The sequence below is a fragment of the Marinobacter gelidimuriae genome, from assembly GCF_000372805.1.
Classification (GTDB): Bacteria; Pseudomonadota; Gammaproteobacteria; order Pseudomonadales; family Oleiphilaceae; genus Marinobacter; species Marinobacter gelidimuriae.
This window is the reverse complement of the sequence record NZ_KB889930.1, coordinates 82,739-103,108: the sequence shown is the minus strand read 5'-3', so window position 1 is coordinate 103,108 and position 20,370 is coordinate 82,739. Positions and strand designations below refer to the sequence as shown.

The window sequence follows — 20,370 nt, the reverse complement described above, 5'->3', positions numbered from 1 at the left end:
TTTGGAGCTGATTTCGGGTTAGACTCTGATTTTAATCGCCTGTCGATTCAATAATAGGCTGTCTCACGATTGGTAATCTTGGTGACTCAGAGGGTCATGATGGACTTTTGGGGCTTAAGTTGATGACATTGCTGCAAACGCGCCTGCCTCATTGCATTGAGCAAGTATAGTGGCGGCCTCTCTGCATTCAATCAAACGAAAAGAATTTAACTCTGTCTTCAGATATACTTAAGTCAGATGCCAATGCTTTTTTAGGAGATGTAATCAGGTGACGATGCCGCTGCTCGATAATGAGGTGCTTAGAACGTTTGTCGCGATTGCAGAGTGTGGAACGTTTACCGCTGCGGCAAAAGTCGTCCACCGAACGCCTTCGGCGTTGAGCATGCAAATCAAGCAACTTGAAAAAACCCTGGGCAAACGTCTGTTTGTTCGCGAGCCGCGTCAGGTTCGGTTGACCAACGACGGTGAGGTATTACTGGCATACAGCCGTCGGTTATTGCGACTCAACCAGGAAGCGGTAGAGCATTTCATCGCACCCGCGCTGGAAGGCAAGGTGGGTTTTGGTACCTCAGATGATGTTGGCACCCGGATTCTACCCGAGATACTCGCCCAGTTTGCGCGTTCCTATCCGGCTGTGTTGGTGGATGTTGTTGTCGGCTCAAGCAAGCAGAATCTGACAAAGCTGGATGCGGGAGAGCTCGATATGGTGCTGGTGACTGTGTCAGAACGCGTTAGGGGCCTTCGTGGCGAGGTTGTGCATGAGGAACCACTGGTTTGGGCAGGCAAGGAGGGTTCGTCTGCGTATCTGAACAGGCCCCTGCCGATTGCGGTGGCTCACGAGGGATGCGCATGGCGCCAGATGACATTACGCACCCTGGAGAACGCTGGTACTCCCTACCGGATCGCCTACACCTGCGAGCACTGCTCCGGCCAGGAAGCTGCGATGATTGCAGACCTTGCCGTTGCGCCNTTNCCCCTGAGCCTTGTGCGGTTACCGCTCAAACAGATTGTCAGCGACGACCTGCCAGAGATAGGCCGTTATCAGCTGGCACTCGTGCGCAGAGGCTCCAATCCCCTCAATGACGCGTTGGCTGCCCACGTGAAAAGTGCCTTTCAGAGCTTGCAATGATTTCGCCGGGTCAATAGTCAGACGTTAGCTGCCACTCAACTGAGCAGTAAGCTTTTGTAGTAATTCAATAATTCCGGACACCCGTTCGTCTCAACTGAGTCCGTAGCCTTGGCTTTTGATGAAGTAACGAGTCATCCAAGCACACCGGAAACACTCAACAGCCACGGCAGAAAAACCGAGTAAAGGAAAGCCGACAGCGCCATGGCAAGACCAGAGAATGCGCCCATCTGGGCGCTGACCTGGAAAGCCCGCGCGGTGCCGATACCGTGGGACGTCATGCCCATAGCAATACCTTTCACACTGTCGTCTCGAATACCCATCAAATCGAATAGCTTGGAGCCGATAACGGCGCCAATAATACCGGTAACCACCACCAAAGCCGCTGTGAGCGAAGGCAGGCCTCCGATCTGTTCCGATATCGCCATGCCTACCGGCGCCGTTACCGACTTAGGGGCCAGTGACAACTGGGTTTCAAGGCTGGCGCCCAACAGTCGGGCAATCGCCACCGAGCTGAACGCACCAACAACCACGCCGGTTACCAAAGCCACGGTGACCGGCAGCCAAACCTGTTTCAGTTTGTTGAATTGCTGGTACAGAGGAATAGCCAGCGCCACGGTGGCGGGGCCCAGCAGAAAGTGAACGAACTGGGCGCCATCAAAATAATCATCGTAGGACGTGTCCGTCGCCAGCAGAAACAGGATAAGTGCCGTAACCGACGTCACCACCGGGTTTAGCAAAGGGTTGGAACCCGAGCGAAGATAAAGACGGTGCGCCAGGCTGTAGGCCACCAAGGTCATGGTCAAGCCCAGCAGGGGTGACGCAGACAGATAAACCCATATCCTGTTCAGGTCTGGTTCAATCATGGTTCGGTTCTCGCCTGGCCGTCAGCCGGGTGACCCACTGCATCACCAGAGCGGTGACCGCCATGGTGATAATGGTGCTGAGTAACAGGGTGACACTGATGGGCAACCACTCGTTGCCAAGGCGATTGAAGTGAACAATAAGCCCCACCCCGGCTGGCACGAACAGCAGCGAAAGGTGGCCCAGAAGGGCAGTAGACGCAGGCTCAACGGCCTTGGCCACCCGCCCCCGTATCATCAACGTTATAAACAGCATGACCATGCCCATCACCGGGCCAGGCACCGGCAACCCCAGCAACCGAACACTCACTTCGCCTGCCAGCTGGTAGATCAGTAGCAAAGTGATTCCATTAATTAACTGCATTAAATGTCATCCAGGAATATCAGAATTAGCGAACGGCGGATGGCGTGATTGAAGATCGGATTAGACCATTCTCCTGCGTTTCGATGGCTCTGAGCGCTTCAGCAACATGAGCCACATGCGCCATAGCGGCCTTTTGGGCCCACTTGGCTTGCCGGCTGATGACTGAATGGTAGATCTGGCGGTGATGTTTGTCGATCTGCTGCTTGAATGCATCCCGGTGGCTAAGGTTGGCCACCGACGCCTGCACCGAGTTCAACATAAGGTCTTTCAAGCTGTTGAGCACGTGAATCAGCACCGGGTTATGGCAAGCGTTCACAATGGCCCGATGAAAGGCATGGTCGAGGTCCGCATTGGTGAGCGGGTCGGCTTTCTCCATGGCTTCGAAGGCTTTGGTAATCTGGTACTGGTCTTTTTCTGTGGCGCGTTCTGCCGCCAGATACGCGGCCTTCCCCTCCAGCTCCTGTCGCACCTCGAACAGATCATAAAGGGTGCGGGAGTGCTCCATGAACATCTGCATCAAAGGGCCGTTGTCCTCGGGCTCCGGCACCATATGCGACACGAAGGAACCTTTGCCATGCTGTGTTCGAATGATGCCCCTGCCCTGAAGCTCATGAAGGGCTTCCCGAACGATGGCGCGAGAAACCCCAAAGCGGCTTGCCAACTGCCGTTCGGAGGGAATCATCTGCTCCGGCGCAAGACTGCCGTCGAGAATCAGTTGTTCAAGGCGATACGCAACCGCCCGCGACATGGAAATAGGTCTTTCCTGCATCACTCAAATTAACTGGTCAGACCAGCTCTCCATGAAAAAAAATTTAGGTTTGCGGATAGCGCGCCTGCCAAAGAATATGGCGGATGCCTGCGTGCCTGTCTACAAAAACTGGTCTGACCAGCAAGTAAAGCGCTGGACTTGAATGCTGCTTCGAATCGAACATTAGGTTACAGTCACTTTGCAAAGCGTTGCACCCGCGAGTAATTCGTCCGGTGCCAATCGTACAGAGTGGTATAAACAACAACAAAGCCCTGCATCTGGAGTTTCTACGATGACTGACATCACCTACAAGATCGAGAACAAAGGCTCGGCGCGCCGCCGTGGCTTCCTGAAAACCCTCGCGGTGTCCGCCGCCATAAGTGCAACACTGCTCGCCAGCAGCGTTCAGGCAGCGACTACCTGGAAAATCCAGTCCGTTTGGGACGCAGGCACTGTCGGTTACGACCTGTTCAAAGAATGGTGTGACGGCATGGAAGAGAAAACGGGCGGTGAGCTCAAGTTCACTTGTTTCCCTGCCAAAGCGGTGGCAGCCGACAATAACGGCCTGTTCGAAGCCGTGCGTAACGGCGTATTGCAGGGCATGAACCCGTTTACCCTGTATTGGTCGGGAAAAATTCCAGCGTCGGTATTCCTGTCGTCTTATCCGGCCGGCCCCGATCAGCCACACCAGTGGGACACCATGTTCTATTCCCTGGGCATGCTGGAAAAAACACGTGAAATTTATAAGAAATTTGGCTTGTTCTACGTCGGACCGATTCAGCACGACGCCAATATCATTCACTCCAAGAAGCCGATTAACAGTCTTGCCGATCTGAAGGGCCTGAAAATGCGCCTGCCCGGCGGCATGGTGGCAGAAGTATTCGCCAAATTCGGTGTGGCAGCAGTCAGCCTACCCGGCTCCGACATCTTCCCGGCGCTGGAGAAAGGCACCATAGACGCTGCTGACTATGTAGGGCCAGCCGTAAACTGGGACCTGGGATTTTCCCAGGTTACCAAATACATTCTTATGGGGCCTCCCGGCGTTATGTCGGTCTACCAGCCGGTTGACCTGATGGACCTGACCGTTAACCTGCGAGCCTGGAACGCGCTGGATCCCAAGCTGCAGCAAACGGTGGAAGACGAAGTTCGTATCTATTCCCAGAAACACTACCTGGCTATCCAAAAGCGCAACATTGAGGCGATGGAAAAGTTCAAGGCAGCGGGTACCACCGTTACCCGCCTGAGCCAGGAAGACCTGCAGGAATTCCGTCGTGCCGCGATTCCGGTCTGGTATCGCTGGGCTAACAAGAGCGAAGACGCCCGCGAGATCTTCGACATGCAGCTCAAGTACATGATGAACGACACCGTTGGTTACATCACTGAGGAAGACATCAAGGGCATGAAGTAACACCCTTAGCGTCCAATCCAGGGAGAGCATGTGCTCTCCCTTTTTTCCATTACAACATCTGGGTATAACCAGAGGTAGTTCATCATGTCTGACCTGGAAGGCTTTGGCTTTGTAATGCCCCATTGGCTGTATTGGGGCTGGCTTGCGTTTATGCCGCTTATAATGATTGCACTGGGTCATTGGCGCGATACCGACCCACAACCCGCGACAGAACCGGAAATTCCGGTTGGAGGGGAACTCCAGGAACATCCTTCCGCATCTGCCTACCGGCCCTCAGACGAGAGCTTGTTCACTCGTGCCATAGACTGGATGAGTGACAAAACCGGTCTGTTCATTTCATTCTGGACCGTTAACGCGGTGTGCTTCTATTTCTTCGAAGTTGTCATGCGTTACATCTTCAATACCCCGACCATCTGGGTGCATGAGGCCAGCTATCTGCTGCTGGGCATGCAATACCTTCTGGCGGGCGGCTTTGCCCTGTTGCATGGCTCCCATGTGCGGGTAGACGTGGTCTACAACTATTTGCCCGTGCGCGGCCGAGTGGGTATGGATATTTTCACATCCATGTTCTTCTTCATGTTTGCGTTGGTGCTGGTACTGACCTCCTGGACCTACTTCAGCAACTCTTACTCCATGGGCGAAACCACCGTTGAAACCTGGGGCATCCAGTATTGGCCGGTCAAGGGCGTCATGCTGCTGGGCTCGGTGCTGATTCTGTTGGCCGGTATTTCAAAACTGCTGAAAGACATTTCAGTCTTTATTCGTCTTGGCCGGGAGGCATCTTAATGTCCACTCAAGCTGCCAACGCCAACCCTGCACCGAAAAACCCTCTTATCGGTAAGCTGGGCACCTGGCTGATGATCCTGGCGACTGTCGGGATCGGCTTTGTTATTTGTATCGAAATGATCAACATCCTGTTTTTCGACCCATACAGTGATGAGTTTTTTCTGTTCCGCCTTGCCGGGAGCCTGGCCAGTGTTGAAATCGGGCCACTGACGTATTTGATGTTTGGCTCGCTGATGGTTGCCCTGATGATGGGCCTGCCACTGGCGTTTGTAACCGGCGGCCTGGGCGTGATGTTTGTGTATCTGGTTGGCGACACGGCAATGCTCAACATTGTGCCAAGCCGTATCTTTCCGATGATGACCAACTCTGACCTGGCGGCCATTCCTCTGTTCATCTTCATGGCCTCTATGCTGGAACGAGCCGGGCTGATCGAGGAAATGTTCAGTGTGGTCTATAAATGGATGGGCGGCCTGAGTGGCGGCCTTGCGGTAGCCACCATTTTGGCCTCTACCATTCTGGCTGCAATGGTCGGTGTTATCGGTGCCGCGGTGGTTACCATGGGCATCATTGCCCTGCCTGCCATGCTGAAACGCGGTTACGATCACAAGATCGCACTGGGTTCGATCATGGCTGGCGGCACGCTGGGCATTCTGATCCCACCCTCAATTCTGGCCATTCTGTATGCCGTGGTCGCTCAGCAATCTGTGGGCGAACTCTACCTGGGTTCGATCATACCGGGCCTAATGCTGGCAACGACCTACATCGCCTATGTACTGATCCGCAGCTGGCTTAATCCAAAGCTCGGGCCACCGGTGCCGTTGGAAGAGCGGGTTTCCATGGGTGAAAAACTGCGCCTACTGAAAAGCCTGATTGCGCCGCTGGTGCTGGTGTTTCTGGTGCTGGGCTTATTGTTTGGCGGTGTGGCAACACCGGTGGAAGCTGCAGGTATTGGCTCATTTGGCGCCATGATTGTGGCCTGGAAACACGGCGCACTGTCTATTGCTGCGCTGCGGGATGCCTCTGTTACCACCACCAAAGCTTCTGCCATGGTGCTGTGGATTATGTTCGGCGCCTCGGTGTTTGTAGGCTTCTACATCCTGCAAGGTGGCCAGGTATTCATCACTGAAACCATTCTGGGCATCGGCCTGTCGCCGTACGCCGTGTTGTGCCTGCTGATGCTGCTGTTGGTGGTTCTGGGCATGTTCCTGGACTGGGTGGGTATACTTTTGCTGGCCGTGCCAATCTTTATTCCGATTGTTGAAGCACTGACTTTTGACGGTCTGTTCGGCTTCCCCGGCATTGACAGCTCAGACGTGGTGCTCTGGTTCGGGGTGTTGTATCTGGTGAATATGCAGATGTCGTTCCTGAGTCCGCCTTTCGGGTATGCGCTCTTCTATCTCCGCGGGGTATGCCCCCCGGAAATCTCGATGGCAACCATCTTCCGGTCGGCGCTGGTGTTCCTGGGGCTACAGGCACTGGGTCTGTTTCTGTGTATAGTCTTCCCGGCCATCGTCACCTATCTGCCGAATCTGGTGTACGGTTGACGGCTGGCACCTAAGAAAATCGAGGCCGCTAGATAGCGGCCAACTTAACCGTTTAAGGAAAATACAAAATGATCACATTGAAAAGACTGGACCAGCAAGACGCCCGCCTGTTGATCGAAGGCGCCGCCGCCAAGGCCCGGGAAATCGGCATCCCAATGTGTATCGCCATCACCGACGAGTCCGGTAACCTGATCGCTTTTGAGCGTATGGATGGCGGCAAAATCAGCAGTGTCATCGTCGCTCAAGACAAGGCTTACACCGCCGCCGCTGCCCGCAAGGCTACCCACGAATACAACGCCGCCTGCGTACCCGGCAACCTGGTATTCGGTATTCATACCTCGCAGGGTGGGCGTTTGTGCGTGGTCGGTGGCGGTCTGCCTGTTGTTATAGATGGCGAAGTGGTCGGCGGCATTGGCCTAAGCTCCGGTTCACCGCAACAAGATATGGATTGTGCCCAGGCCGGCATTGATCACCTTAATGCTGGTCGCACGTAGCACGTCATTGTGAGCAGGACGTAGATATAAAGAGAACTGCCCCACACAGGGCCGGAGTCGCGTAATGAACACTGACAGCAAACCGTTAAACACTGCCGCCAGCAAGCCTGGCAAAACCGAACTGGCAGAGATGTTTCGGAAGTTCATTGATCCACAATTCGTCATTACCGACGAAGAGACGCTCAAGCCTTACGAGTGTGACGGCCTGTCAATGTATTGCGTAATGCCGCTATTGGTCGTGCTGCCCGAGACCGTTGAACAGGTGCAACAGGTAATGCGCCTGTGCCACCAGCACGGGGTTCCGGTGGTTGCCCGCGGCGCAGGCACCGGCCTGAGTGCGGGCGCCATGCCTGACGCTGGCGGTGTGGTGCTGTCGCTGGCCAAGTTCAACCGCATCCTGCATATCGATCCGCTCGCGCGCTCGGCCCGCCTGCAGTCCGGTGTGCGTAACCTGGCCATCAGTGAAGCCGCCGCCGACTTTGGTCTCTACTACGGGCCAGACCCATCCTCCCAGATCGCCTGCACCATCGGCGGCAATGTGGGTGAAAACTCCGGCGGTGTGCATTGCCTTAAATACGGGCTTACCACCCACAACATTCTAAGCGTCGAGATGGTTACCGTAGACGGTGAGCGTGTGGTGATCGGCAGCGATGGCCTGGACAGCTGCGGCATGGACCTGCTGGCGCTGATTACCGGCTCTGAAGGCCTGCTGGGCATCATTACCGAAGTACAGGTAAAGCTGCTGCCAACCCCGGAAATTGCGCGGGTCATTATGGCTGGCTTCGGCACGGTGGATGAAGCAGGCGCCGCCGTCGGCGGCATTATTGCCCAGGGCATCATCCCCGCCGGGCTGGAAATGATGGACAGCCATGCCATCATAGCCGTGGAAGCCTTTACCGGCGCGGGCTACCCGGTGGAAGCCGCCGCCCTGCTGCTGTGCGAGGTAGACGGTACCAAGGAAGAAGTGCAGGAACACATCGAAAAAGCCGAAGCGCTGTTCCGGGATTTTGGCGCCACCTCCGTTCGTACCTCAAAAGACGATGCCGAACGGGCTCTGCTCTGGAAAGGCCGCAAGAACGCCTTTCCTGCCATGGGCCGGATTTCTCCGGACTACTACTGCATGGACGGCACTATTCCCAGGGCGCACCTCGGTCAAGTACTGAACGAGATGCAAGACATGTCAAAGCGATTTGGCCTGCGCGTCGCCAACGTATTTCACGCCGGTGACGGCAACCTGCACCCGCTGATCCTGTTTGATGCCAACAAAGAGGGCGAACTGGAGCGCGCAGAAGCCTTCGGCAGCGACATCCTCGAGCTCTGCGTTAAGGTGGGCGGCTGCATTACCGGCGAACACGGCGTTGGCGTGGAGAAAATTCGCCAGATGCCCCTGCAGTTTACGGACCCCGAAATTGAACAGCTTAATGCCGTCAAAAGCGCCTTCGACCCCCAGGGAACCTTAAACCCGGGCAAGGGTGTACCCACCCTGCGCAATTGTCAGGAATACCGAGCCATTAACGTTAAACCACAGGCCCCGGAAGTGCAGCATGCCTGATATCACCAAACACCTTCAGCAGCAGATCAACGACGCCCGTACCGAGGGCCACAAACTGGCCATCGTAGGCGGTGGCAGCAAACAGTTTATGGGCCGCGAAATCAGCGCCCAGCAACTGGACGTTGGCGGCCATAGCGGCATTGTTGACTACCAGCCGTTGGAGCTGGTTTTAACCGTCCGCGCCGGTACGCCGCTGAGCGAAATCGAAACCGCGCTGGCGGAGAAAAACCAGATGCTATCGTTCGAGCCGCCGTACTTTGGCGACCGCTCCACCATCGGTGGCACCCTGGCCTGCAACCAGTCCGGCCCGGGTCGCCCCTGGTGGAACTCGGTGCGTGATCAGGTGCTAGGCGTCAACCTAATTAACAGCAAAGGCGAAAAGCTGCGTTTTGGCGGACAGGTGATGAAAAACGTCGCGGGCTACGACGTCTCACGCACCCAGGCAGGCGCCATGGGCACGCTTGGCGTCATGACAGAAATCAGTCTCAAGGTTTTACCGAGACCGGCAATCACCCTGACCCTGTCACGGGAAATGGAACACTCCGAAGCCATACGTTTTATGAACGCCCGGGCCGCCGAGCCCAAGCCTTTATCCGGCGCCTGTTGGCTTGATGGTACGCTGTATTTACGACTGTCCGGCGCCCAGTCTGCGGTGGAAGCCACGGCCAAGCACTGGGATATACCGGTAATGGCAGACGGCGACACCTTCTGGCAGCAATTGCGCAATCAGCAATTAGAATTCTTTGCGGGCGAGCAGCCGCTGTGGCGCTTTTCCATAAACTCCACCGCGGCAACGCCACCGTTAAAAGGTCCCTGGCTGCTGGATTGGGCGGGCTCCCAGCGCTGGTACCGCGGCGATGGCGAAATGGCCACCATGGAAGCCCATGCCGAGAAAGCCGGCGGACAGGTCAGCCTGTATCGCGGCGGTGACCGCACTGGCGAAGTTATGCACCACCAGCAGCCCGCCCTGCAAGCCATCCAGAAACGACTGAAAAATTCCTTTGATCCTGACGCCCTTTTCAATCCCGGGCGGCTCTACAGCTGGTTGTAACCTAGCAGGTGCTCAATGAAGACCAACCTTGTTGCTGAATTTCAGAACACTGCGGAAGGCCTGGAAGCCGAATCCATATTGCAGGCATGCGTCCATTGCGGTTTTTGCACCGCAACCTGCCCGACCTACCAGGAACTCAATGACGAGCGTGACGGCCCTCGGGGTCGCATCTACCTGATTAAGGAACTGCTGGAAGGCGCTGAAGTCACCAGCAAAACCCGGGACCACCTGGACCGCTGCCTGACCTGCCGCGCCTGCGAAACCACCTGCCCCTCCGGTGTTCAATACGGCCGCCTGGTCGACATTGGCCGTGGTGTGATCGAGGAGAAGCTGGAACGCCCGCGCAGCGAACGGATGTTGCGGCTGGCGCTGCGCAAAGTACTGCCGTACAGCAGCCGTTTCGGGCCGCTGCTGGCGCTTGGGCAAACGTTCAGGCCCATACTACCAGAAGCCCTCAAAGCCAAGGTGCCGCCGCGACGCAAAGCCTCACCCTGGCCCACGGCCAGCCACCCTCGGGTGATGATGGGGCTGGCCGGTTGCGCGCAATCCTCCGCTGCCCCCACTACCAATGCGTCAACAGCGCGGGTGCTGGACAAGCTTGGAATTACTCTGGTAGAGGCTCCGAAAGCCGGATGTTGCGGTGCCGTCAGTTATCACCTGTCGGCCCATGAGGAAGGTTTAAACTTCATGCGCAACAACATCGACGCCTGGTGGCCCGCCATTGAAGCCGGAGCCGAGGCCATTGTGATGACAGCCTCTGGCTGTGGGGCCATGGTGCAAGACTACGGCCACCTGCTTCGCGACGACCCGGTGTACGCCCAAAAAGCCAAGCGCGTCAGTGAACTGATGAAAGACATCAGTGAAGTATTGCTGGCCGAAGACCTGGGCAAACTCGATCTGCAGGCTTCCACCGACAAAATAGCGTTCCACTGCCCCTGCACCCTGCAGCACGCAATGCAGAAAAATGGCCTGGTAGAACAGGTGCTGACCAAAGTCGGTTTTGACCTGGCAAAAACCAAAGACAAACACCTGTGCTGCGGTTCCGCAGGCACCTACTCCATCATGCAGCCGGAAATGAGTCAGAAGCTGTTGAAAAATAAACTCGAAGCGCTGACCCTGGACCAACCTGACCGCATCGTAACCGCCAACATTGGCTGCCAGCTCCACTTGGAAACCAAGGCGCAGGTACCGGTGCAGCATTGGGTGGAACTTCTGGACCGGTGAGTCCACTCCATTGCTTTCAATCGAATTATGTTATGATTTGAAGTCAATTTTTCGAATCTGTTAACCATGAATCAACCATGAATCCGAAAACACCTCAGGAAGAGCGGGCGGATATCAGAGAAAACCTCGGTGTCCGCGCTTACAAGCTGCTAAAGAATGACATTATCAAGGGTCAGTTCCACCCCGACGAGAAGCTACGCATGAGCATCTTAAAGGAGCGCTACGACCTTGGCATCGGGCCGCTACGCGAAGCCTTGTCGCACTTGGTAGCCGAGCAATTAGTCGTGGCCATCAGTCAGAGAGGCTATCGCGTTTCTCCTATGTCGCTTGCAGAATTGCATGATATTTACGATGCGCGTGCAGAGCTGGAAGCCATGATGCTTGGCTTGGCGATTGAACGGGGTGATGACAACTGGGAAGCGGACATATTGGCCCGAAACTATCAGCTCGCGAAAGTGAGTAAAACCCATACCCCCGGCTCACTGCTGGAAGTATGGGATGCCCGCCACAGCCAGTTTCATGCCGCTCTGGTTTGCGGTTGCCGTTCTCCTCAGCTAATGAAAGTGCGCGACGGGCTTTTTGATAAAGTTCAGCGCTATCGCCATGTCTGGCTGAAAGAAACCGTTTTTTCCAGCGAGGCCTTAGAAAAAAAGCGCCAGGAGCACGCTGCGCTCGTGGAGGTTACTCTTGCACGCCGCAAAGAAGAGGCCGAGAAGATGATGCGCGAACACCTGATGACGCCTGTGCCGATTATTACTGCAGTCATGAGGCAGCAGGATATTGCCTGAAAACTGCATTTTGAGACAGTGGCCAAGTACAAAAAAAGGGGAGAACAATATTGTTCTCCCCTTTTTTTGTACTACCTGTGGAGCAGACAATGCGTTTGTTAGAACAACAAACCGGGTAGCCACAGCGCAATGGCCGGAAAAGCCACAACCAGTGCAAGGCCAATAAGCTGCAAACCGACGTAAGGCAGCGCCGCGTAATAAATATCCACAATGGTGATGGATTTAGGCGCCACCGATCGCATGTAGAAAAGATTGTAGCCAAAGGGGGGCGTTAAATACGCTGATTGCATACTGAGAACAAACAGCACCGCAAACCAGGTGGTATCGAAACCCAGATCGCGCACGATTGGCACGTAAATCGGGATGGTGATGAACAGGATGGCAAAGTCATCCAGAAACATCCCCAGCGCGAAGAAGGTGGCCAGCATTATAATGATGACAACATAGGGCGACAGCGAGAACGCATCGATTAAGTCACTGACAATCATGTCAGCACCTAACCCCATGTAAATCCGGCTGAAAAATACCGCCGCTATCGCAATCCACAACAGCATACCAGTGATTTTTGTCGTGGTTAGCATAACGTAACGCAGCAAACTCCAACTCAGTCGCCCGTGCATGGCTGCTATGAGGAGTGCTCCGGCAGCGCCTACCGCAGACGCCTCAGACGGAGACGTAACACCACCAATAATGCAGCCCAGTACCGTTGTGACCAGAATACCGGGGGAGATGAGGTGGCGCAGAGAGATAAATTTTTCTTTAGCGGTAAAGCGCTCTTCTACCGGCGCTGCGGGACCGAGTGCCGGGTTCAAGCGGCAGCGAATGAGTATGTATGCCATGTAAATGCCCGCCAGCATCAGGCCCGGCATCAAACCCGCAGCAAACAGCTTGCCCACAGATTCGCGTGCAAGGAAAGCATAGACGATCATCACCACGCTCGGGGGGATCAAAAAGCCGAGTGCCCCGCCGGCCATAATAGTGCCAGTAGCCAGCTTTTTGTCGTAACCGCGTTTAAGCATTGCAGGCAGTGCAATGATACCCAGGCTTACGGTCGCCGCACCCGAGACGCCAGCCATAGCGGCGATAAGGGCACAGATCAAAACAGTACCTACACCAAGACCGCCAGGAAGCCGGCCCATCAGTTTGTGTATCATCTCAAAAAGATCGTCAGTGATCCCTGAGCGCTCCAGCACCAGTCCCATAAATATGAACAAAGGGAGTGCAACCAGCAGAAAGTTGTCCATAGTGCTGAAGGCTGACGAGAGCAGAAACTGCAGCCCGCCAGGGCCGAACATCAAATAGGCACTGCCCATGCCTGAAATCATGAGTGCCCAAGCCAACGGAGCACCGATTACCATCAGCACGATCATGGAGCAAAACATGATGGCGGTGATGGTAATGGGGTCTAAATTTGTCATCGGAAAAGCCCTTTCAGGGTATACCTGAATGTGTTTCTTATTGCGTCACAATTTAACATCATCGCGTTGCCTGTCTTACCGAGGGAGCCTTTACTATTCGCCCGTGTCAATTCTCGGGTCGTCAAAAGGCACGCCCGAAAGGCGGACTAAGGCACGAACAAGCTCTGCTATGGACTGCAGGATCAAAAGTCCAACAGCAACAGGGATTGTTGCTTTGATGGGCCATACCAATGGGCGCCATATGCTGCTGTTGGAGTACTCGCCTATCAGCCATGAGCGGTATGCGAACTCCGCAGCCATTTTGAAAAAAACAGCCAAAATGAGAATACCTAACGTAAACACGATCACGTCGCAAAAGGCCTGCCCACGCACCGGAAATAAACGATAGATAACGTCGCTGCACACATGCTGTCGATGAAGCAACGTATAACTTCCGGCCAGAATGCTCAACGCGCCGAAAAACATCGTTGCCAGCTCGTGCCCCCACACGGTGGGGGCGTTGAAAATATAGCGAGAAGCAACTTCATACAGCAGTACACCGATGATACCTAACGTTAGCCAGGAGGTGGCTCGGCCGACCCATTCGGAAAGCCCATCCTGGAAACGAAGATAGCGGGTAATCTTACTCACTGAGACGGCCTTTCACTTTGGCGTTCTGGATCAGGATTTCCACGGCGCGGGCGTTGCGCTCAGAGCGGGCAGCTTCTTCTTTCCAGATGGGAAGGGACGCTTCTGCAGTACCGTGGCAATAGAGCTGGATGATGTTATGCCGATTCGAAAGTGGGGATGCCAAACGGATGTCGCACACTTAAAATATTTTGACGTTTTGACAAAATGTCGATATTTTGTTTAAGTATTCCTTGCACCACCCACCGCCGTTATCTGTTTAGGAGTTTTGACGATGAGCCATTTCAATTGGGACGACCCGCTATTGCTGGAACAGCAGTTGACTGATGAAGAGCGCCAGATTCGCGACGCTGCCCATGACTACTGCCAGGAAAAACTCCAACCGCGTGTTCTGTCAGCATTTCGCGAGGAACGTTTTGACCGCGAGATCATGAGCGAGATGGGCGAACTCGGCTTGTTGGGTGCAACGGTATCACCGGAATACGGTGGCTCGGGCGTTAATCACGTTTCTTATGGATTGATTGCGCGCGAAGTTGAGCGCGTTGACTCCGGCTACCGCTCGGCCATGAGCGTGCAGTCATCGCTGGTGATGTACCCCATCGAAGCCTACGGCTTGGAAGACCAGAAGCACAAGTACTTGCCCAAACTTGCCAGCGGCGAACTCGTTGGCTGTTTCGGTCTGACAGAACCAGACCACGGTTCCGACCCCGGCTCGATGATTACCCGTGCTGTGAAAGTGGACGGTGGCTATTCTCTCACCGGCGCCAAAATCTGGATCACCAACAGTCCGATTGCCGATATTGCAGTGGTATGGGCAAAATCCGCTGCCCATGACAACCAGATTAAAGGCTTTATCGTCGAGCGAGGCACTACAGGATTCAGTACGCCGAAAATCGAAGGCAAAGTGTCTCTTCGTGCGTCTGTTACCGGCGAGATCGTGTTGGATAATGCGTTTGTACCAGAAGAGAATTTGCTGCCGAACGTCAGCGGCCTGAAAGGCCCGTTTGGTTGCCTGAACAAAGCCCGCTTCGGTATCGCTTGGGGCGTAATGGGCACGGCTGAATTCTGCTGGCACGCAGCGCGTCAGTACACCCTGGACCGCAAGCAGTTTGGACGTCCACTGGCGGCTAACCAATTGATTCAGAAAAAACTCGCCGACATGCAGACCGAGATCACCTTGGGCTTGCAGGCAGCGTTGCAGGTGGGTCGCTTGATGGATAGCGGCAACTGGGCACCAGAGATGGTTTCGCTGATCAAGCGCAATAACTGTGGCAAGGCACTGGACATCGCTCGTCAGTCCCGTGATATGCACGGTGGCAACGGCGTGTCGGATGAGTACGGCGTGATCCGCCACATGGTGAATCTGGAATCGGTCAACACCTATGAAGGCACGCATGACATACATGCGCTGATTCTGGGTCGGGCTCAAACCGGACTCCAAGCCTTTTTCTGATTTTTCTAACGGCAGGTGTGCACCATGGCAGGTCCCTTAAAAGAGTTGCGCGTACTTGATCTTAGCCGCGTGTTGGCTGGCCCCTGGACGACCCAGATTCTGGCGGACATGGGGGCCGAGGTCATCAAAATCGAAAAGCCCGATAGCGGCGATGATACGCGCCACTGGGGGCCGCCCTGGCTCCGGGCCGAAGATGGTCAGGAAACCCGCGAGTCTGCTTATTACCTCGCGGCCAATCGCGGTAAACATTCACTAACGGTGGATATCAGTCAACCTGAAGGTCAGGCGCTGATCCGCGAACTCGCTTGCCAAAGCGACATCCTGGTCGAGAACTTCAAAAGCGGTGGTCTTGCGAGGAAGGGGTTGGACTACGCCACGCTATCGGCGCTTAATCCAGGCTTGATCTATTGCTCGATCACGGGCTTCGGGCACACCGGGCCTATGGCAGAAATGCCGGGTTACGATTACCTGATTCAGGCCCAGGGCGGACTAATGAGCATTACCGGTGCGGCAGACGATCAGCCTGGCGCCGGCCCCAAACGCGTTGGTGTGGCAGTCGCGGATTTAACCACCGGCATGAACGCCACCATCGCCATACTGGGCGCGTTGTACCACCGAACACAAACAGGTGAAGGGCAGCATATCGATATAGCGCTGCTTGATGTACAGGTGAGCTGGCTCGCCAATCAGGCGCAAAACTACTTCTGCAGTGGCAAACCCCCGGTACGCACCGGTGATTACCACCCCAACCTCGTGCCCTATCAGCCATTTCCCACTTCTGACGGCCAGCAGATCATTATTGCCATCGGAAATAATGGGCAATTTCAGCGCTTCTGCGAGATCATTAATCATAGTGAGCTTGCCCAAGATGCGCGTTTTGCAACGAACTCCGAACGAGTGAAACACCGCGTCGAACTTATCCAGCTGTTAGAGAATGCAACCAAAACACGCACGCTCAAACAGTGGACAGTACTTCTCAACGAGATTGGCGTACCCTGCGGTCCGATTCAGGATATCGCCCAGGTATTCGATGATCCGCAAGTCCAGGCGCGCGGAATGCAGATAACACTCGATTCCGCTCATGGCCCGGTGAAAGGGGTGGCCAATCCGATCAAGTACTCGAAAACGACGATTGAATACCATAAAGCGCAGCCAACGCTGGGGGAAGACACTGACGCAGTGCTTGAGCGTGTGCTGCAAAAGTCCGCCAGTGAGATAGAAGCGCTAAAAACAAAGGGCGTGGTTTAGCGCCTAAAGCGTTTGCGCGCTTGGTTTGAAACCATCATGGCTCACCAGGAAGACCTCGCCCGGCTGATGACCTTGGAACAAGGCAAGCCAATTGTGGAGTCACGGGGTGAGGTTGCCTACGGGGCCTCCTTCGTGGAATTCTACGCTGAAGAAGCAAAGCGTATGGCTGGCGAAACCTTGCAAAGCCACGGTGTCGATAAGCGTATTCTGGTGTTTCGGGAATCAATCGGCGTGGTCGCGGCGGTAACACCCTGGAACTTCCCGCTGGCGATGATTACCCGCAAATGCGCCCCGGCGTTAGCCGCAGGCTGCACAGTCGTGATCAAACCCGCAGAAGCGACCCCCCTGACAGCTTTGGCACTTGTTCGTTTAGCGGAACTTGCCGGGTTTCCTGCCGGCGTCATTAACGTGATCACGGCCAGCCAGCCGGCCGCCGTGGGCGATGTCTTGACCACCGATCCCCGCGTACGCAAATTCTCGTTCACAGGTTCTACGGCGGTTGGCAAAAAGCTACTCGCCCAGTGCGCGGGTACCGTTAAAAAAGCGTCTATGGAATTGGGTGGCAACGCGCCTTTTATCGTGTTTGATGATGCCGATCTTGATGCTGCGGTAGAAGGTGCCATTGCTTCAAAGTACAGAAATTCCGGGCAGACTTGCGTCTGTACCAACCGTTTTCTGGTTCAGTCCGGCGTTTATGACGCCTTCGTCGAAAAGCTTGCAGCACGCGTCAAACAGCTAAAAGTTGGCAATGGATTGGACGCAGGTGTGTTGCAAGGGCCGCTGATCAACCAGGCCGCGGTTGAGAAAGTCGAAGCACATATTGCTGATGCACTGGAAAAGGGCGGGCGGTTAATATGCGGCGGCAAAGCCCATGCCCTGGGCGGCACCTTCTTTGAGCCGAGCATCATTGCAGATGCCACCAGTGACATGCGTGTGGCCCAGGAAGAGACCTTTGGTCCGTTAGCACCGGTATTCCGCTTTGACACCGACGAACAGGCCATCGCTATGGCGAATGCCACAAACTCTGGCCTGGCCGCTTACTTTTACGCAAAAGATTACCGGCGTATCTGGCACGTTATGGAAGGGCTGGAGTACGGCATGGTAGCCGTGAACGAAGGTATTCTTTCAACGGAGCTGGCGCCTTTCGGCGGAGTAAAAGAGTCTGGGCTTGGGCGTGAAGGTTCCCGTCACGGGCTAGACGAGTTTACCGAGCTGAAATACGTGTGTGTGGGCGGTCTTTAAGCACCGCTGCCGACTGATAAGGAAAAAGTTGATGAACAACGCGCAATTGAATGAACTAAAAACAAATATGTCGCTAACGGCGCGGCCAGCCCCGCCACACACTTTGCGGATCGTGCAGAGAATTCTGTGATTTGGGATGTGGCGGCGGTACAGGCCCAGGTAGCAAACCTGATGCACACGTGTCAGATCGTGATTCCCTATGCAGGGTAACGTGTTCCGTGCGCCCTACCCGGTGCCGTCTCTTGGCGTTAGCGAAGAAGAAGCCATTCTGGCGCGAAGCATGGCTCTGGGCGAGAAGCTTGGGCAGCGCTTCACACAATGGCAGGAGCAATTTGCCAGTGTTGAGAATGTGCGTCACCTGGGTTCTATGGCGGCCTTCGATCTGGTCACAGCATTCCGATAAACCAAACGCGGAACTGACGGCGGCCATGTGCAAGTTGGCGCGCGAGAAGGGATTAATCCTTATTGCCTGTGGCTTTTACGGCAACACACTTCGTTTCCTGATGCCGGTCACCATTGAAGAAGAGGTGCTAGACGAAGGCCTGGCAATCGTCGAGGCATGTCTTGCGGAGCTTGCGACTTAAGCTCTCGCACCTATACAAGCCATTCCAGCATTAACTATTCGGTTATCACATCTTTTCAGTGATGGCCGGTTTTCGTTATGCCAAAGAGCTGCCCTTAATGGCTGCGAACCGGCTATAGTAGAGACTTTTCCCGGAGGCAAAACATGAGCATGTCTGAAAGAGGGAGTGGCACCAGTGTTTACTCTTGGAAGATATCGGCGATACTGTCTGTAGCATCTGTTATTGGGGCAGTCGTCAGCTTCGGCGATGTCTCGCCAATCATCACAGGTTTGATGTTACTGGCCGCCGTTGGTTGGGCCTTTACCGCCAGGGACAACAGGCGCGAATTGGAAAAAAGCGAAGCCTAAACGTATTACCTACGCATCAGCTCATCGAACGCCAAGCGAAACGCGCTGATTGGCCGCGTAGCGAAACACGATCGTGCTGCCGTTGCCAAACTCTATGAAGCAACCGCTCCGAAACTGTTGGGTGTTGTGCCGCGTATTATGAAAGACCGCTCATTGCGCTAACCTGCAATTTACTGAATTACCTTGAGCACACCGGCAATTTCGCCGGACTCCCTTTCAAGCCGTTGAATCTGCCTTGAAGACGAGGTTACTATTTTAGAAATAGTGTCCTCCACTTTGTTATGTGCAAACGAATATCAATGCGTCTTCAGTATTGTTCGCGGAGTTCAATGGTTTTTCTGCTCTTCAAAAACTCGGTCATCTCTGCCACCGGCAACGGCCGGCATAGCAGGTAGCCCTGAAGTTGATCACACCCCTCCTCCGCCAAGCGAGCCGCTTGCTCGGGCGTTTCGACACCCTCAGCGGTTGACTGTAGCCCCAGACTTTTAGCAATAAACAGAACAGCCGAAACAATGGCTGCATCTTTCGGGTCCACAAGCATGTCTCGCACGAAGCTTTTATCGATTTTGAGTTTGCCTATGGGCAACTCCTGCAAAAGGCTCAAAGAAGAGTAACCGGTACCAAAATCGTCCAGTGAAATAGTGACACCTTTTCGACGCATTGCGTTCAAATCGCCGATGACTTCCGGCCGAATTCTCATCAGAGCGGTTTCTGTAATTTCGAGCTCCAGCTGCCAAGGGCGAAGCCCGTTATCCTTCAACACCTGGTCAACAATCGTGACAAGGTCTTGGCGCTGTAACTGTATCGCGGAGACATTGACGGAAACACACGCGTCGGTGAACCCCGCAGCCTGCCAGACACTCAATTGACGCCCCGCCTCACGCAGAACCCACTCACCCATTTAATCTCGAATGCCATCAAGTTCTCGCCTAAGGGTGAAGCTGTTAAGATCTCGACTGAGTTAGACGAAAATCGGGATGCCCCGCTCGGCGGTGGCGAGTTTTATTGATCATCTTCACTACCTGCTCAAAACGCCTTCCGCTATCCCTCTCTGGATTATGGGTCCCGTTTTGGCAGAACCTTCGAGAAAAGCCTGTTCTACGGAGCTGCGGATACTAAAACGGCACTAGCGGAAACCGCCTTTTACCGGTTCGTGTTTATTCACCACGTGCAGATTCCGTTCCCTAAACCATTGAAATCACAGCACACAATTTTTGAGTTTTCTGTAAAAACGAACAATGGGGTGCAACTGCAATCCCAAGACTGGCAGGATGTGCGCGATCAGCTTGTAAGCCCTGCAGACTACCGGTTTACGCAGGCAATCGGTTCCGCAATGCGAGAAAAAGTCTCAATCCTGATGATCGAACCCGATGGCTCGTCTACGGCCATAGAGTTTCCCGTTACGCATTTTCTGGTTTCGGGTCGAATCCCCCGACCTGTTTCGTAAAAAAAGCCGGGGCGAGGAAAGCTGGATACCTCATTTTTAGCCCAGGATAAACTTAT

At 54.7% G+C, this 20,370-nt stretch carries 20 protein-coding genes and 2 pseudogenes; 16 read left to right on the top strand and 6 right to left on the bottom strand.

Annotated features, from left to right (window positions below; genetic code table 11):
• Window positions 1–274: 274 nt before the first annotated feature.
• Window positions 275–1,129, top strand: a complete 855-nt coding sequence (locus A3OI_RS0116670) for a LysR family transcriptional regulator (RefSeq protein WP_177313729.1) — start codon at window positions 275–277, stop codon at window positions 1,127–1,129.
• Window positions 1,130–1,260: 131 nt separating this feature from the next.
• Here the strand turns inward: A3OI_RS0116670 and A3OI_RS0116665 are convergent, their stop codons facing one another.
• The 3 genes from A3OI_RS0116665 to A3OI_RS0116655 are packed head-to-tail and all read right to left on the bottom strand — an operon-like array spanning window position 1,261 to window position 3,101.
• A complete protein-coding gene (locus A3OI_RS0116665; protein ID WP_018405380.1) occupies window positions 1,261–1,992 on the bottom strand; it encodes an LrgB family protein in 732 nt (243 codons plus the stop codon).
• Window positions 1,985–2,353, bottom strand: a complete 369-nt coding sequence (locus tag A3OI_RS0116660; RefSeq protein WP_018405379.1) for a CidA/LrgA family protein — start codon at window positions 2,351–2,353, stop codon at window positions 1,985–1,987. The genes A3OI_RS0116665 and A3OI_RS0116660 overlap by 8 nt, the downstream gene beginning before the upstream one ends.
• A 25-nt stretch (window positions 2,354–2,378) precedes the next feature.
• The gene (locus A3OI_RS0116655) at window positions 2,379–3,101 is read right to left on the bottom strand and encodes an FCD domain-containing protein (RefSeq protein WP_018405378.1); all 723 of its coding nucleotides are present in this window, start codon (window positions 3,099–3,101) and stop codon (window positions 2,379–2,381) included.
• Window positions 3,102–3,393: 292 nt separating this feature from the next.
• Between A3OI_RS0116655 and dctP the strand changes: the two genes are divergently transcribed.
• The 8 genes from dctP (at window position 3,394) to csiR (ending at window position 11,948) form a co-directional block, all read left to right on the top strand.
• A complete protein-coding gene (dctP, locus tag A3OI_RS0116650) occupies window positions 3,394–4,509 on the top strand; it encodes a TRAP transporter substrate-binding protein DctP (protein WP_018405376.1) in 1,116 nt (371 codons plus the stop codon).
• A gap of 84 nt (window positions 4,510–4,593) precedes the next feature.
• On the top strand, window positions 4,594–5,295 hold the full coding sequence (locus A3OI_RS0116645; protein ID WP_018405375.1) for a TRAP transporter small permease subunit: 702 nt from the start codon (window positions 4,594–4,596) through the stop codon (window positions 5,293–5,295).
• Window positions 5,295–6,839: a TRAP transporter large permease gene (locus A3OI_RS0116640; protein WP_018405374.1), complete on the top strand. Its 1,545-nt coding sequence runs from the start codon at window positions 5,295–5,297 to the stop codon at window positions 6,837–6,839. Before A3OI_RS0116645 ends, A3OI_RS0116640 begins: the two co-directional genes overlap by 1 nt.
• A 68-nt stretch (window positions 6,840–6,907) precedes the next feature.
• Window positions 6,908–7,333, top strand: coding sequence for a GlcG/HbpS family heme-binding protein (locus A3OI_RS0116635; RefSeq protein ID WP_018405373.1), 426 nt, complete (start codon window positions 6,908–6,910; stop codon window positions 7,331–7,333).
• A 64-nt stretch (window positions 7,334–7,397) separates the two neighbouring features.
• Window positions 7,398–8,885 (top strand): FAD-linked oxidase C-terminal domain-containing protein, encoded by a 1,488-nt coding sequence (locus A3OI_RS0116630; RefSeq protein WP_018405372.1) that lies wholly within the window; start codon window positions 7,398–7,400, stop codon window positions 8,883–8,885.
• Window positions 8,878–9,936 (top strand): glycolate oxidase subunit GlcE, encoded by a 1,059-nt coding sequence (glcE, locus tag A3OI_RS0116625; RefSeq protein WP_018405371.1) that lies wholly within the window; start codon window positions 8,878–8,880, stop codon window positions 9,934–9,936. Before A3OI_RS0116630 ends, glcE begins: the two co-directional genes overlap by 8 nt.
• 15 nt (window positions 9,937–9,951) lie before the next feature.
• Window positions 9,952–11,160 (top strand): glycolate oxidase subunit GlcF, encoded by a 1,209-nt coding sequence (glcF, locus tag A3OI_RS0116620; protein WP_018405370.1) that lies wholly within the window; start codon window positions 9,952–9,954, stop codon window positions 11,158–11,160.
• A 77-nt stretch (window positions 11,161–11,237) separates the two neighbouring features.
• Window positions 11,238–11,948 carry a DNA-binding transcriptional regulator CsiR gene (gene csiR, locus A3OI_RS0116615; RefSeq protein ID WP_018405369.1) on the top strand — a complete coding sequence of 237 codons (711 nt, stop codon included), beginning with the start codon at window positions 11,238–11,240 and terminating at the stop codon, window positions 11,946–11,948.
• A 98-nt stretch (window positions 11,949–12,046) separates the two neighbouring features.
• On the opposite strand, the gene A3OI_RS0116610 is transcribed toward csiR, so the two are convergent.
• Together A3OI_RS0116610 and A3OI_RS0116605 are read right to left on the bottom strand one after the other, a co-directional pair.
• Entirely contained in the window at window positions 12,047–13,366 is a 1,320-nt protein-coding gene (locus A3OI_RS0116610; protein WP_018405368.1) for a TRAP transporter large permease, read from the bottom strand.
• A 93-nt stretch (window positions 13,367–13,459) separates the two neighbouring features.
• Window positions 13,460–13,996, bottom strand: a complete 537-nt coding sequence (locus A3OI_RS0116605; protein WP_018405367.1) for a TRAP transporter small permease subunit — start codon at window positions 13,994–13,996, stop codon at window positions 13,460–13,462.
• A gap of 271 nt (window positions 13,997–14,267) precedes the next feature.
• Between A3OI_RS0116605 and A3OI_RS0116600 the strand changes: the two genes are divergently transcribed.
• The 6 genes and pseudogenes from A3OI_RS0116600 to A3OI_RS0116575 all read left to right on the top strand — a co-directional run bounded on the left by A3OI_RS0116600 (window position 14,268) and on the right by A3OI_RS0116575 (window position 18,867).
• Window positions 14,268–15,446 (top strand): acyl-CoA dehydrogenase, encoded by a 1,179-nt coding sequence (locus A3OI_RS0116600; protein ID WP_018405366.1) that lies wholly within the window; start codon window positions 14,268–14,270, stop codon window positions 15,444–15,446.
• 24 nt (window positions 15,447–15,470) lie between these two features.
• A complete protein-coding gene (locus tag A3OI_RS0116595) occupies window positions 15,471–16,694 on the top strand; it encodes a CaiB/BaiF CoA transferase family protein (RefSeq protein WP_018405365.1) in 1,224 nt (407 codons plus the stop codon).
• Window positions 16,695–17,936: pseudogene (locus A3OI_RS20615) on the top strand (NAD-dependent succinate-semialdehyde dehydrogenase); the annotation flags it as partial.
• Between the two features lie 199 nt (window positions 17,937–18,135).
• On the top strand, window positions 18,136–18,339 hold the full coding sequence (locus A3OI_RS23475; protein ID WP_026224260.1) for a hypothetical protein: 204 nt from the start codon (window positions 18,136–18,138) through the stop codon (window positions 18,337–18,339).
• A gap of 25 nt (window positions 18,340–18,364) precedes the next feature.
• Window positions 18,365–18,520, top strand: coding sequence for a hypothetical protein (locus A3OI_RS23470; RefSeq protein ID WP_218185847.1), 156 nt, complete (start codon window positions 18,365–18,367; stop codon window positions 18,518–18,520).
• Between the two features lie 143 nt (window positions 18,521–18,663).
• On the top strand, window positions 18,664–18,867 hold the full coding sequence (locus A3OI_RS0116575) for a hypothetical protein (RefSeq protein WP_018405363.1): 204 nt from the start codon (window positions 18,664–18,666) through the stop codon (window positions 18,865–18,867).
• Between the two features lie 307 nt (window positions 18,868–19,174).
• Here the strand turns inward: A3OI_RS0116575 and A3OI_RS0116570 are convergent, their stop codons facing one another.
• A complete protein-coding gene (locus A3OI_RS0116570; protein WP_018405362.1) occupies window positions 19,175–19,768 on the bottom strand; it encodes an EAL domain-containing protein in 594 nt (197 codons plus the stop codon).
• Between the two features lie 135 nt (window positions 19,769–19,903).
• Between A3OI_RS0116570 and A3OI_RS24730 the strand changes: the two are divergent.
• A pseudogene (locus tag A3OI_RS24730) lies at window positions 19,904–20,314 on the top strand (RES family NAD+ phosphorylase); the annotation flags it as partial.
• Between the last annotated feature and the right edge of the window lie 56 nt (window positions 20,315–20,370).

Bases quoted from the DNA above. Each gene is read 5' to 3' on its own strand.
- A3OI_RS0116665 (WP_018405380.1), bottom strand. From the start codon at position 1,992: ATGATTGAACCAGACCTGAACAGGATATGGGTTTATCTGTCTGCGTCA.
- A3OI_RS0116660 (WP_018405379.1), bottom strand. From the start codon at position 2,353: ATGCAGTTAATTAATGGAATCACTTTGCTACTGATCTACCAGCTGGCA.
- A3OI_RS0116655 (WP_018405378.1), bottom strand. From the start codon at position 3,101: ATGTCGCGGGCGGTTGCGTATCGCCTTGAACAACTGATTCTCGACGGC.
- dctP (WP_018405376.1), top strand. From the start codon at position 3,394: ATGACTGACATCACCTACAAGATCGAGAACAAAGGCTCGGCGCGCCGC.
- A3OI_RS0116645 (WP_018405375.1), top strand. From the start codon at position 4,594: ATGTCTGACCTGGAAGGCTTTGGCTTTGTAATGCCCCATTGGCTGTAT.
- A3OI_RS0116640 (WP_018405374.1), top strand. From the start codon at position 5,295: ATGTCCACTCAAGCTGCCAACGCCAACCCTGCACCGAAAAACCCTCTT.
- A3OI_RS0116635 (WP_018405373.1), top strand. From the start codon at position 6,908: ATGATCACATTGAAAAGACTGGACCAGCAAGACGCCCGCCTGTTGATC.
- A3OI_RS0116630 (WP_018405372.1), top strand. From the start codon at position 7,398: ATGAACACTGACAGCAAACCGTTAAACACTGCCGCCAGCAAGCCTGGC.
- glcE (WP_018405371.1), top strand. From the start codon at position 8,878: ATGCCTGATATCACCAAACACCTTCAGCAGCAGATCAACGACGCCCGT.
- glcF (WP_018405370.1), top strand. From the start codon at position 9,952: ATGAAGACCAACCTTGTTGCTGAATTTCAGAACACTGCGGAAGGCCTG.
- csiR (WP_018405369.1), top strand. From the start codon at position 11,238: ATGAATCCGAAAACACCTCAGGAAGAGCGGGCGGATATCAGAGAAAAC.
- A3OI_RS0116610 (WP_018405368.1), bottom strand. From the start codon at position 13,366: ATGACAAATTTAGACCCCATTACCATCACCGCCATCATGTTTTGCTCC.
- A3OI_RS0116600 (WP_018405366.1), top strand. From the start codon at position 14,268: ATGAGCCATTTCAATTGGGACGACCCGCTATTGCTGGAACAGCAGTTG.
- A3OI_RS0116595 (WP_018405365.1), top strand. From the start codon at position 15,471: ATGGCAGGTCCCTTAAAAGAGTTGCGCGTACTTGATCTTAGCCGCGTG.
- A3OI_RS23475 (WP_026224260.1), top strand. From the start codon at position 18,136: ATGCAGGGTAACGTGTTCCGTGCGCCCTACCCGGTGCCGTCTCTTGGC.
- A3OI_RS23470 (WP_218185847.1), top strand. From the start codon at position 18,365: ATGTGCAAGTTGGCGCGCGAGAAGGGATTAATCCTTATTGCCTGTGGC.
- A3OI_RS0116575 (WP_018405363.1), top strand. From the start codon at position 18,664: ATGAGCATGTCTGAAAGAGGGAGTGGCACCAGTGTTTACTCTTGGAAG.
- A3OI_RS0116570 (WP_018405362.1), bottom strand. From the start codon at position 19,768: ATGGGTGAGTGGGTTCTGCGTGAGGCGGGGCGTCAATTGAGTGTCTGG.